Source organism: Haloarcula sp. H-GB4, from assembly GCF_030848575.1.
Lineage (GTDB): Archaea > Halobacteriota > Halobacteria > Halobacteriales > Haloarculaceae > Haloarcula.
On sequence record NZ_JAVDDX010000004.1, the window covers coordinates 1 to 12,153 of the forward strand.

Genomic DNA, 12,153 nt, shown 5'->3' on the forward strand with positions numbered 1-12,153 from the left:
TGGAACTGAATCACTCAAGACCGGCTGGTTCTCGTAATCTGTGAGCGACGATTGTTCCGATCTCTGCTACTCTTCTGATGCATCATATAACAGATCAAATGCTGGGTTTCGATACAGTACCAGTTTTCACGACAAGGACTGGGTCATCAGTGAGCGTTCTGGTCTTGGCCATTGCTGGCAATGCGTTCCAGCGCTGACAGAGTCCCGGGGCGTAATCCTCACCGTTCATTCACTGATACCATTTCGGGGTAATATCGGGACTGTGTTGGTTAGCTTATCCGTCGGTGTCATTATATACTCCGACCTAATCTACGTCGAAAAACTCAGGTACCTGAGGTAACTCAGGTAAATAAGGCAAAATAGCTAAGTCACCTAAGGTGGTTCAGTTAGCTATGAGTGGTGATGCAATGACGCCACGTGCAGTCAGCGTCGGCGTCCTCAAAGGCGGTTTCGGCAAGACTACGACAGCAATCAACCTAGCGCGCGAACTTGCACACCGGAACAAGCGCGCGCTGCTGGTCGACCTTGATGATAACGGCCATATGACGCTCATCCTCGGTCACGACGACGCGTATCGGGGTGAACGCTGGAACACAAACCACGCCGCTGATGTACTACTCGACGGCGCGGACCCACACGATTACATTACGCAGGTGAGCGATGGTCTCGATTTGTTCCCTGCGCACGTCGACCTGGAGGATGTCCAGTCCGGGCTCAAGGAGGCAACAATGGGGACGACACGCCTGAAAGAAGAACTCGTCAGCGAATTGCTTGGCGAAACCTACGACTACATAATCATCGACTGTCCAGCGAACCGCGGGAAACTCAACGACAACGCGATGTACGCAACGGGGAACATCATCATTCCATTGCGGCCGGAGAACGGCTACGAGACCGGCCTTACGAATACGGTCCAGCGCCTAGTCATCGAGGCTCGTGAGTACTTCGACCTCGACATCCTCGCCGTCACGCCGACAGACCTCAGCGGCCGCATCGACCAAGAGACACGTGACCGCCAACTTCTGCGAGAGATGACGACCCGTGAAGCCGTCGCAAAGCACGTTCCCAACTACGCGTACATTCCACCGGAGGACTGGGACGCCATCGACAACGGCTCATATGATGGCGATTTGCCGGGTATCCGCCACCGCGCGGCCATCGACAATGCAAACGACGAGGGCGTGCCATTGCGTGACTACGATGCCGAGTGTGATCAACTCCAGTGCTACGACGAACTCGCACAAATCGTCGAAACCGGGGAGGTGCGTCGCTGATGGGCTTCGACGATCTCGAAGATGCCGCGGCCGAGCAGGACGGTGACAATGCTGACACTGCTGACGATGCGGTTGAGGCGGAATCAAGAGCGATGCCAGATACGACTCAGACCGACCGCCGACAGTCCGAACAGTCTACAGACAACAGTGACGATTGGAAACGTCGACCGGCGTTTCCCTATGACGACGCTTCTCAGGAGGCTATTTACCCACGCTCAGATACGTGGGACGAGTTCGAGGATATGCTTGACTTCGAAGTGAAGCGCGAACTCCGCGACGCTGGCCTGCGGGATATCCCGAAGCGGGAGTATCATGAGGCACTCCTCAAACTCGCTATGGAACACCCACAACGGCTCGCTGAACTGGTCAAAAACGGACGGAAAAAGTGAGCCTCACCTCGATATGCCGCTCAACTACTTCCTCCGACACCACACTCGCTGTTCCACGTAGTACCCGACTTTCCTGAACCCGCTGCGCCAGAAATATGACTCCCGAATCTCAGGATACCGCTCCAGTAAGTACCCGCCTGGATGCGATTTGAATTGATGAAGCCAGCCAAAACAGAGTGCCAGTACTAGCAACCATGCCGTCGCTTCGTCCGACCCGACATCCGGTGTCACGAGCGGCAAATCGATATCAATTGCCTCGTACCAAACTGACGGTCGCTTCGATTGGCCGTCGTCGACGAGCTCGACTAAGTGAAGCTCCTCAAGTTCGGTCAGGTTTCGGTGAACCTGACTCACATCTCGCTCAACGAGGCGAACTGTCTCGCGGATACTGTCAGGGTCGTGCTGAACGATCGCCCGCAAGAGTTCGAGCGACTTTGGTCGAGTGACTCGATGGACATCAGCTGGGTCGTGATACACGACTTCGAGATGTGGGTCAGGCGTTCCGCATCGATCGAGTGCAGCGAGGGTATCTTCAAGACCATCGTCACTACTCTCTTGGAATCGGATACGGTGCGTGCGGCCGGTCGTGCTTGAATTACTAGGTGTGGCCCTGATCAACCCCCTCTGATTTGAACGGCTGGAAGAGTGGTTGGTGGCAATCAAACTTGACGTCGACAACCGTGCTATCAGCACGATGCTTGTGATGGTGTGCTGCATCGGGATGGTTGGGAAGGTTATTATACAGGATGATGGTCTCGCCGGCTGCGTTCCCGTACTGCATCGAGTACTTGATGCCCTCTGGATAGCAGTCGGATATGTGGACCTGATAGGCAGTGATCTCAACGGAGCGGTCGCCGAAGTCCCGTGTGACGTTGATAAGTTGCTGTGCATCGTCTCCCTGTCACAGGTGTTGGTACGCACCACAATACCACTGATCGTTAACTACTCGTGACACTTTCGCAGTCTCCGATGCCAGGTTTAACCCAAGCGAGAGTGCGGTCATCACAGTGCTGAGCACGGGGGAGACACCAGCGCTACAGTTGGGGCTGGTCAATGACGACAGTGCTACAGCGGGGACAGAGCAGGCGGTCGGAGTGGACTGAATCGTCCATGATCCAGTCTCCGTCAATCGGGCTGGCGTGCTCGCAGGTTGGACAAAACAGCGCTGTTTTTGAAAACTGCTGGTTAGAGTCGCTGGTGCGGGGTATCGAGAAGGTCATGCGGTCGGGGAGTAGGTATGGCCGAGGACGGCACAGACGATATTCAATACAGTCAGTGCACCGGTCAGTAGAGGCTGTGCTGTAACAATGTCCGTCGCAAGTATACCCACAATAACAAATGGGAGTGGGATACTCGCCCAGAAGGCGATTCCCTGGAAGACGGAGACGATTGTTTCGACGAGCATCGCCAACGGTGGTCGGAAGCTCGATTCGATAGCAGGTGGGCGTGGGAGAGAGGAATCGGAGGTCGACATTGGAGTTTCGCGTACTACTCTAATGCACTGGCATCCCCATATAAAGCGCAGACCATCAGCGTATATTTGATTCACTTCACTGTCTACCGGATAGTTTAGCACTTTTTACGACGGTGAGAAACCGTCTCAAAATTCTTTAGAGGTTTTACAATTGGCTATAAACAGATCAATCTTGTTGGATGGTATCCCGATATCCTGATCGGTCAGCCCCTGCTTGTAGATGGAACTGACCCGTCCCCGAACAGAACAAGCAGCAAATGAAAGCTGCCTCGCACGGGTTCACTGAAAGCTAACCACCAGACCAGAGCAGTCACCGGAGCGTTGGTTCGCATAACAGCAGCAGTTCTGTAGAGATGATCATTTCGCGAAACAAGTGACTTACTCGAGACGAGAGGGAGGCAAATTATCCAATCCACACTCCCCCGTTTCGAGTGCCGTCTTGGCATGGGAGCAGTCAGACATACGTTAACCAACATACGCCCGGTGGTCGGTTGTGTTGGCTAGCCACGTGGGCCGCGATCAAGGCCGGTCACAAACCAGCGCCTTTTCTTCTCAAGCGGCTGGTCAGAATTCTCGCAGACAGTACACCCGGCGTCCGAAGGGGACGTGCCTTTCAGGTACTTCATCCGGATGGCTGTTGCCCGCTATTTCGCTTGTCGTCGTTGGCTCTGTTGAACTTCTCAGCGGGTAGCAAGTCCTAGCCCGATTATGGCCAATACAGAGAGTGTGTTCAGCCAACCGTCCCCGTCTATGCGCTGTAGTCTTTGAACGAGGGCTGTATTCTTCAATCGAGGGAGACCGATCTCCCCTAAGAAGTAGCAGTAGATATGAGTCAAGAAGGACAACCATCAACTATGGGAAACTTGGTTGGTTCAGTCAAGCATATCCATACAGCCCCGAAAACGGGTGGAGGCCCGAAATCACGAGATTCCGTCGAAGCTGTCGCAGGCCGGGGTCTCAAAGGGGATCGATATTTCAAAGGCGATGGAATCTACAACGAACGAGAGGAGCTTGAACCGAGTGACATCACCCTTATCGAGGCTGAAGCACTGGACGCTGCGGCTGAAGATTACAACGTAGACTTCGAACCCGGCGCACACCGTCGGAATATCACGACGCGAGGGGTCCCACTCAACCACCTCGTTGGGGAACGCTTCCAAGTCGGCGAGGCAGTGCTTGAGGGAACTGGTCTGTGTGAGCCCTGCGGCTACATGGAGTCCCTCGCGGACCAACCCAACGCTGCGGAGGCACTCACACACCGTGGGGGTCTCGATGCATGGATCATCGAATCTGGGGAGATTAGTGTCGGTGACGACGTCATTTGGTAGAAAGCGGAACTGTCCATAGTTGGCTGATATTCTGACCGATCTCTGACGACGCGGTTTTTTCGATGGTACTCAATCAGAATCGAGGCACGCATCAAAACCAGTCTCCGAGGTTATGTAGCAGGCCTATCTGACCGAGACGTGGCGTCACACCTGTTGTGACCGAGCACATCGCTGTCGTCGCTCCGTTCGTGTTATGATGAAACCAACACGTGAATCAGAACGGGAGTGACAAGTGCTCTGCGGGGATGGAGTTCCGCACGGTTACGAGCGGATCGACGACTTGGCTTATTTCGAGTCCGCCAACGAGACTCGAAAAGAGGTACGCCTCGGTCTTTGATATGTCGTGATCGGCTTGCAAGAGGTCGAGGACATCACTGTTAGCCAATTTGACTGCTTCTTCCATCGTGTCGGCGCTGGCGATTGATTTGATGTTCTCACCCGTATCCACAATGGGACGGTCAAGTCCGATATCGGGGTCCGAAATCACTGAAACCGTGACATCGATTTCGGTCCCAATTTCGGCACCTGTTCCACACATTTCTCCATCGGCCATAGCGGCCTTGGAGTCGCCCATCGCCAACATTGCCCCATCTTGAAATACGGGGAAATAAGCAGTGGTACCGCCGGTCATATCGGTGGTATCGAGGTTCCCACCGTGGTTGTGGGGGGTCAATGTTGTGATGCTCTCTTCTGCGGTAGCTACACCGATTGTCCCGATTACAGGCTCGATCAGAATCTCATGACCGTCGAATTCAATTGTGTCGCCGTCGACTTCAGTGATTCGGGTAGCGGGGTGTTCAATCTCCTCGTCGTCCTGTAGCAATCCGAAGTCCGGCGTCGTGACGACCCGACCCTGACCCTCGTTGACCCGAACCGCTTCTATTTCGACCTCCAAGAGGTCACCCGGTTCAGCACCCTCTACCGCGATTGGGCCGGTCGCTGCGTTTACTTCTTCGGGAATCGAATCAAGGAGGTCGTCGTCAGTCTGAATCGTTTTATTGAGACTATCGATAGTCTCGATTGTGAGCGACTCCCCGTCAGTAGCCGTATAGACGGGATCCATCTCCGGAGAAAACTCGTAGATGTGACCGTCCTCATCGTATGAGATGCTTCGACGTGCCATATGGGATCTCTTCGGACAAATGCCACAAAAAGCCTCCCCGATGTGCTGGTACGCGCTGTCAAAAAGCCAAACCATCCCTAAACTGGAGCGGACCGGGCTATCCATCCAGCCGACGCCTACCCGGGCTCGACAGGTCTAATTCAGTGGTGAGACGGATCTGTCACACCTGTTGTGACCACTGGAATCGCTGTGGTCGCTCCGTTCGTCTTATGATTACGCACTCACTGCTAAAAAGATAGGTCGCTCCCGGTTCCTGCAACTAGTAGACAGCGGCGTCGGCGGCGGCAGGGCACGTGCCACCACGTCCAACGGCGTCGATTCAGATTCTAGTCGTGCGTGGCACAGGGTTAGGGTGACGACTCCACCACAACGGGTGTGACGCCGCTCGTCGTGGCTGGACGGCTGCGGGCCTGAATGAATGAGTGCCTTCGGAAACCACTCCACAGCGGTCGAATAAGGTCCGGCACAGGCACCGAAGTGCCATACATACTCTCCATTTCTCCCATCTCTCTCCCACAGCCCAGAGCCTGATTTTCAAGCTGTCGAGAGGCGTATTCCGTTCAAAACGCGAGGCAAAAGTTATAATTGTACTGACTAACTATACCCGTAGTACCAGAACAAAGCTTTTCACTTTGTCCTGGGGAATTGTCAGAGGCACGCAATACAGTCTCTCGCCGGTTTTGGCGGGTGGCTGTACTGTGAACGATACCGACTTGAACTCCCCGACAACAACAATTATGAAAGAGTGCTGCATATATTCTGGCAGGGTACCAGTCGGTAATCACCTGCCCAGTAATCACGTGCCTCTGACAACATCAACCGACTGGGTTCCCACTTTGAGGTACTGTTTGACGGCGCTCTGTAGATTGTTGGGGCATTATTTCTCACCCCCAGTAGCGACAGGGTGGGGCCACTCATGCAGGCCTGCGAGTGTGTCTGCCTGCCGTTGGAGTAGTTGTGTGCCAGCGTCAGTCAACGTATACCGCTCGTGCGAGCGTCAAGTTCGTCGCGATTGATGATGTTCCGTTCGAGCTTCTAGTAGGGACGACTGTGATTAATCGGGCCGGCGTAGCGCTCGTCGAGGTAGTGCTTGGGCGCGAAACCGTAGGGATCCTCGTTGACCGCGGCGCTGGCTTCCAGCATATCGCGCCGGAAGCCCGTCAGTGCGTAGTGGGTCGTCATTGGTGGCCTCCGGCGGGATGCCTCTGGCCCAGACTGGGACAAGACATGGAGAAAAGTCGGAGGCGCGCGTGACCGGAAGTCGATTACTTGGTTTAACTTATTTTGTGTGGTTATCACTGCTGATACTTAGGACGATATTTTCATGTACGCATGTATCCAAGTACAGGTATGTCAGAGAGTGCTGCTACTCCATCGCTTCCTCAGAACTGGGAAACGCTTGCAGTTCATCACTGGGATGGCGACACCGAGCTCATCGTAGAGCTTGCAGAGGTTCTGGAGAAGTTATCTACTGATGACGTACCAGTACTGGACGAGTATGTTGACGCGGAGTCGCTCTGCAACGGGCTTCAGGCAGTAGCGGGGCGACAGTTTACCGAGGTTCGTTTTTCTGTTGAGACGCATGAAGTCCGGATTCGTCAAAATGGAGCAATAGAAGCTCAACGGCAGCTACATCCCGAATAGACAGGAGCTGTGGGTGTCCGGTTTAAGTATTTGCTCTCATCCGTCTTTAGCTAAGAAAGGACCGATGTGATTGCGACGGCTTATTGTGGGTACTTTTGAGAGGAACGAGGAGGCGGTGTGCAACAAGACATCTCGAACTTCTTCACGGTGGTCTTGGTTAGCCACAACCCAGCGACCCACTCACTCCCTAACAATCTGATTCCCTTGTCGACACCATACGATGAAACGGTGGTTACACCTGCTTAGAGAACTCAAAAGAAGCGGTCAGCGACGAGGCGGTATTCTGCTACTATCTCGATCAAATCCAATTGTTGAAACCACTGCGTGTTTATCTGTCAGGGGCATTGTCCGCGGCCCCGTTTGCGGCCGAAGTCGCATTTGCTGCGACCCCGGCCTCACTGCTGCCAGGGGCCATATCACTGATTGACTCGCCGAGACCACCAGACTCTCCCCCGGCCGTGGAACTGACCTCGCCTGAATTATCCACACCCTCTGCAGGTGTAGCCATCGCAAGGGTCACGACAGAAATCGACATATGGCATGATTTCGTGAGGAATACTTCTATAGCTTGAGACAGTTCCACTCAGATTTTCCCAACGCATGATCCAACGGTAGCGAAAGTCTCGTCTGTTGCGTTGATCGCTGTTCTCACTGGCTGTATCGTCTTCCCGCTCTTCACGGTGATACTGACACTACTGGTAGCCAGTACTGGTGATAGCTTTGGAGTTCAGCGTGTCTCACTACTGCTAACAGTGCCGGCACTCGCGGCTGTTGTCCTCTAGGTCTGTATGCTTTCGCCCAAGAGACGCATCTTTCATCGTGGACGACGTATCGATGGTCGTACCCTATGCCTTGGTAAGCTGGCAGACCGTCAGTCTAGACTACTCCCAGCGGCTGGGGAAGGCCGTCACCCCTTATTACCGGCTTAGGGTCATCTTCGTAGTTACTTCGCTCTTGAGCCGACACCACGAAATAATGTCATAACTAAAGAATAGTTGAGTAGATGATGAACGGCTGCTACATACAGAGCGCGTATCGGTCACCGGTTCGGCACACGATTTCAGCGACTTGAATTGCTCAGTACGGAGTGTAACAAACGGTCGACAGAATTAGAATCAACAAATGTCTCCGATGGATTCTCACCGAGGACAGACCGCTCTATTCGCTGATCTCACTCAGTGATTGCAATCGGGGTCGAACCGGCAACGATGGCGCCCGTAGCGAGTATCGCAGCCGAAAGCGCGACGAAATCCCCACCGGGTGAATAGCCGGCTAACCCTGCACCCACCTGAACGATGAACACAGTGATGAAGTAACTAATGATGCCGAACACCAGCAAAACCATTGATGCGATAACACTACTGACTAACATGCCGAACGAGTCTAGCAAGCCCATTTCACCTGATAGACTCTTGACTGCCATTTACCAGTTGGGACATATCCACAGGAAGTCAGACCGATTCGCAGCTCAGTCATTATTGACAGCTCGAGCGTCTGGACACCCACAATACCCGAATAATTCCCATCCATACCGAGCCGGATTTTCAACAGCGTGTAGCCGAACGAAATACCGGAAGCGATAGGACGCATTGCTGCTACTGACAACAACCGAACTGGTCGTCGAGAGCGTCGTCGTACACCCACTGCGGGATGGGTCGCTTGCCGGTCGCGAAGGCGACTCGCTTCCCGTGTTTGCATTCCTTGTCGGGATTGTACTGACTCCACGGGCACTTGCAACTCCCTAGGGTTTTTACTCACTGTGTTGGCTGAAATACCTGCTCAATAAGACTGTGAAGCGGACAGTGAGTTCAGCTAAAAGTGAGTTGAACGATTTGTAGCCAATCGGGAACAGTGTGGCGTGGAACCGCCGGTCAAAGAGTATCAGATCATCTGATAGAATATCGGATACTTCCATGCTTGGCCTTGATACGCTTTCATGCTCGCGATAAGCGCAAAGCAAATCGTTGCTACCGCTATGAGTATTGCCAATGCTACACCAATAAGCTCACTCACTACGATGCCGGTTATAGCAACGAACACAGCGACCAAAGACATGGGAACGTGCCAATTTAATGCATTAGCTGCATTCGCTTTTATAAAGTTCTCATCCGATACTAAATACACAAAGGCGATGGGAAAAAAGCCAAACAGCAGTCCGGCGATGTGAACCAGTGCTGCAATAGCAGTATTTTGATTACGATTACTCTCCTTTCCAGTGGCGCTCGCGGTCATAAGTACACCATATCTATTCACAGAGGCAATAAGAAAGATCAGACACAATTCCAAGTTGTGGAACTGTGAGTTACAAGTTATGTTCCGTTCCAACATGGATCTGAATAGCAATGGCAGGTAGAGTGCGTCTCAGAGATATATAGACACGATGACCGACGAAGAGTTGAGTGGCATCTTGAACATCCTAAGCGATGAATATGCGAGAACAATTCTCCAAGAAACAATGAAACGGCCAATGTCAGCTGATGAATTGAGTGAGATATGTAATATATCGACACAGACAGTCTATCGTCGGACAGACAAACTCTCGTCATATGGTCTGTTAGATACAGAAATGGAATACGATGAAGACGGCCACCATTTTCAGATTTATAGCGCCGATCCAACTCAGATTGTGATTGGCATTTCTGAAGAGGATGCTAATGTGACTATCAGTAAGCGGGAACGAATGGCTGACCGTTTCAGCGAGTTTATAAACCAAGTGAGGGATCAATGATAGAAACGGGTTCGTGGCACCCGCTTGCAATCGTTGGCTTAGTCTTTTCACTCATAGCCCTTGCACTCGGGGTTGGTACTACATACATTGCTATGCGCGGCTATCTTCGGAATGGTCAGCGGCCAATGTTATTCGTTACTGTCGGGTTTATTTTTGTACTCTTGACGCCCACTCTGTTGTTATTCGTGTTCATATTCCCAGTAGCAGAGGAAACTATTTTCTATGCGATTAGTGCTATCAACCAGACTATTGGGCTATGTTTGATACTATATGGCCTCTGGACACCACGAACCTCAACTGTTTCAAAAAATGCTTAGAGGAATCTACTGAGACACTTCCTCGTCGTATGTCCGGTCAAGCGTTTCACGCAGTCGATCGGCATGATGGGACCGCACTCAGTGCAAGAGGTCGCTGTTCCGTCGAAGCCGTTGATATTCACTGACCAAGGGATGACGCTTGCGAGCCGATACGTCTCTGCTGCTGGATGGCGAGTACTAGCCGACGCGCAACAACGGCCCCACAGACGTCGCAGGTGAGGAGATGGTCTCGATCTGCTTCGTGGAAGAGCGACGCCGCCTGCTCGAAGTTGTCGCGGTCCTGAAGCGCACAATCCCGGCAAATCGTAAACTCGAACACGCCATCGTCTCGGTCCACTTCGTCGGGCCACCGGACGTAGGTGAACGCCTCACCGGAGATATCAGCTCTGTCCCCACAGAACCGATAGACTCGGACGTTGCCTCGGGCTGGACGCCGCTCATCGAGACCACCGTGCAACTGACCTGAGTGAGGATATACAGGTAGATTATCGTGGTAAAGTTGTCGGGACAGGCACTGAAAAGCGGTTTCCCAATCAGATTTGGTCTACACTCCCGTTTGAACACGGTGTGGGGGTTGTTCTTGACCCGCATTCGGATGGTGTTTCTGACTCGACGTACCAATATGAGCGGGGTAAAAACTTGGTCGCAATCGATTCAGGAGGTCATATTGTCTGGCGTGGTGCCTCCGTCAGCGATGCCGACGATACCCTATTTTCTCACCGACACATCTAGCGGGTGAATAGCCGACTGCTTGCACAGATGACTGCCATCAATACTACCGGTAGTCTGTTTGTTGAATTGGATTCTAATTCCGGTTCGGTCGTCGCCACGGATTTGTGATGGCGGCCGGCCTCCCACCGACTCGGAGGTAGTTCTCTCACGTAATGCTTCGGTCTTTCCCCTGTTTTAGAGCCAGAATAGACCGAGTTGCGTCAGAGAGAACAATACAATAGCGATGATGGCAAGAGACGGAAAGAGGAGGAATAGAGCAAATGTTCTCGATGAGTCGACCCAGAGAAAGGACTCGACTGGGGGGACCTATATGATTCCGACGAGGAGCCAAGGTGGAGCACTATCAGGGGGACAGACGATCGGCTTTCATGCGCCCTTCGCACCTCCTTTCGCGTCACCGGCTGCCCAGTCTGGTCGGCATGCAATAAATCAGCCCACAGGCTGGAACAACGGTTAATTATGTCGAGAATCAAAGACTTGCATACATTGGCCACCGACGAGGTGAACGCATCGTGGCGGTGGGCCACTGTGCTTGCCGTCCATCCAGTTCTGACAACCGGAGCTCTAGCCGCCGTGCTCTTATTTGCACTCATCAGCACCGCAACGACAGCCTTCGGCCTACCGAAGTTTATTCCGTTGTTCCCCGGAGGGCTGATGCTTTTGTTCCTCGGGCTGGGCCACCTCTATACACCGGTTTACGTTGCGGGACTGGTGCTGGACCGACGACGTGTGAGAGCGACCGACGCGACCTGGGTTCCATCAAGATTGATTCTACTGGGTGGTGGTTCCCAGATCGTATACTTCGCTGTCCCAATAGTACAGGCTTACGGCGGCGAGACCTTCGAGGAACTGGTCTTCGGATCAGTTGAACTCGCGGCGCTCCTGTGTACCGGGGTCGTGACGGTCAAGTATCTTGCAGTCCGCGACAGCAACCTACCCGGGGCTCCAGCGCTGGTCTCACTGTGGTCCGGTGTGTGGTTCCGTGTCGCTCAGGGGTGGCGGTTTTTCACTTGAATTCGCCGATACTTGCTAACCATACTGTGTGGAGTACAGCACAGATCAACAGCATCGAGACTGTGTTACGTTCTTCACGAATATGTCTGCATCACCCGATTGAATACGGCTGCTCCCTGTCTCGGTATCA

At 53.1% G+C, this 12,153-nt stretch carries 13 protein-coding genes and 3 pseudogenes; 7 read left to right on the forward strand and 9 right to left on the reverse strand.

Annotated elements, in window-relative coordinates:
* The first annotated feature begins 392 nt into the window (after positions 1–392).
* From RBH20_RS17950 to RBH20_RS17960, 3 genes are all read left to right on the forward strand, one after another.
* Positions 393–1,274, forward strand: coding sequence for a ParA family protein (locus tag RBH20_RS17950; protein ID WP_306711250.1), 882 nt, complete (start codon positions 393–395; stop codon positions 1,272–1,274).
* Positions 1,274–1,663 (forward strand): hypothetical protein, encoded by a 390-nt coding sequence (locus RBH20_RS17955; protein ID WP_306711252.1) that lies wholly within the window; start codon positions 1,274–1,276, stop codon positions 1,661–1,663. The genes RBH20_RS17950 and RBH20_RS17955 overlap by 1 nt, the downstream gene beginning before the upstream one ends.
* A 309-nt stretch (positions 1,664–1,972) precedes the next feature.
* The gene (locus RBH20_RS17960; protein WP_306711255.1) at positions 1,973–2,257 is read left to right on the forward strand and encodes a hypothetical protein; all 285 of its coding nucleotides are present in this window, start codon (positions 1,973–1,975) and stop codon (positions 2,255–2,257) included.
* Positions 2,258–2,261: 4 nt separating this feature from the next.
* On the opposite strand, the gene RBH20_RS17965 is transcribed toward RBH20_RS17960, so the two are convergent.
* Both RBH20_RS17965 and RBH20_RS17970 read right to left on the reverse strand, forming a co-directional pair.
* Positions 2,262–2,540, reverse strand: coding sequence for a DUF6516 family protein (locus RBH20_RS17965; protein WP_306711718.1), 279 nt, complete (start codon positions 2,538–2,540; stop codon positions 2,262–2,264).
* Between the two features lie 339 nt (positions 2,541–2,879).
* Positions 2,880–3,068 (reverse strand): hypothetical protein, encoded by a 189-nt coding sequence (locus tag RBH20_RS17970; RefSeq protein WP_306711257.1) that lies wholly within the window; start codon positions 3,066–3,068, stop codon positions 2,880–2,882.
* Positions 3,069–3,991: 923 nt separating this feature from the next.
* Between RBH20_RS17970 and RBH20_RS17975 the strand changes: the two genes are divergently transcribed.
* Positions 3,992–4,465, forward strand: a complete 474-nt coding sequence (locus RBH20_RS17975; protein WP_306711258.1) for an MOSC domain-containing protein — start codon at positions 3,992–3,994, stop codon at positions 4,463–4,465.
* Positions 4,466–4,679: 214 nt separating this feature from the next.
* On the opposite strand, the gene RBH20_RS17980 is transcribed toward RBH20_RS17975, so the two are convergent.
* Together RBH20_RS17980 and RBH20_RS17985 are read right to left on the reverse strand one after the other, a co-directional pair.
* Positions 4,680–5,588, reverse strand: coding sequence for an acetamidase/formamidase family protein (locus tag RBH20_RS17980; protein WP_306711260.1), 909 nt, complete (start codon positions 5,586–5,588; stop codon positions 4,680–4,682).
* Positions 5,589–6,465: 877 nt separating this feature from the next.
* Positions 6,466–6,770: pseudogene (locus tag RBH20_RS17985) on the reverse strand (DNA-binding protein).
* Between the two features lie 168 nt (positions 6,771–6,938).
* Here RBH20_RS17985 and RBH20_RS17990 point away from each other — a divergent pair.
* Complete coding sequence (locus RBH20_RS17990) at positions 6,939–7,232, forward strand: hypothetical protein (RefSeq protein WP_306711262.1); 294 nt, start codon at positions 6,939–6,941, stop codon at positions 7,230–7,232.
* A gap of 328 nt (positions 7,233–7,560) precedes the next feature.
* Here RBH20_RS17990 and RBH20_RS17995 read toward each other — a convergent pair whose 3' ends face one another.
* The 4 genes and pseudogenes from RBH20_RS17995 to RBH20_RS18010 form a co-directional block, all read right to left on the reverse strand.
* Positions 7,561–7,740 carry a hypothetical protein gene (locus RBH20_RS17995; protein ID WP_306711264.1) on the reverse strand — a complete coding sequence of 60 codons (180 nt, stop codon included), beginning with the start codon at positions 7,738–7,740 and terminating at the stop codon, positions 7,561–7,563.
* Between the two features lie 293 nt (positions 7,741–8,033).
* A pseudogene (locus tag RBH20_RS18000) lies at positions 8,034–8,201 on the reverse strand (IS1595 family transposase); the annotation flags it as partial.
* Positions 8,202–8,403: 202 nt separating this feature from the next.
* Positions 8,404–8,628, reverse strand: coding sequence for a hypothetical protein (locus RBH20_RS18005; protein ID WP_373567982.1), 225 nt, complete (start codon positions 8,626–8,628; stop codon positions 8,404–8,406).
* Between the two features lie 485 nt (positions 8,629–9,113).
* On the reverse strand, positions 9,114–9,464 hold the full coding sequence (locus RBH20_RS18010) for a DUF4870 domain-containing protein (RefSeq protein ID WP_306711268.1): 351 nt from the start codon (positions 9,462–9,464) through the stop codon (positions 9,114–9,116).
* Between the two features lie 148 nt (positions 9,465–9,612).
* Here RBH20_RS18010 and RBH20_RS18015 point away from each other — a divergent pair, with 148 nt between their 5' ends.
* Positions 9,613–9,960, forward strand: coding sequence for a helix-turn-helix domain-containing protein (locus RBH20_RS18015; protein ID WP_306711270.1), 348 nt, complete (start codon positions 9,613–9,615; stop codon positions 9,958–9,960).
* A 332-nt stretch (positions 9,961–10,292) separates the two neighbouring features.
* On the opposite strand, the pseudogene RBH20_RS18020 reads toward RBH20_RS18015, so the two are convergent.
* Positions 10,293–10,718: pseudogene (locus RBH20_RS18020) on the reverse strand (hypothetical protein); the annotation flags it as partial.
* A 750-nt stretch (positions 10,719–11,468) separates the two neighbouring features.
* On the opposite strand from RBH20_RS18020, the gene RBH20_RS18025 reads away from it, so the two are divergent.
* Positions 11,469–12,023 carry a hypothetical protein gene (locus RBH20_RS18025; RefSeq protein ID WP_306711272.1) on the forward strand — a complete coding sequence of 185 codons (555 nt, stop codon included), beginning with the start codon at positions 11,469–11,471 and terminating at the stop codon, positions 12,021–12,023.
* Positions 12,024–12,153: the final 130 nt, after the last annotated feature.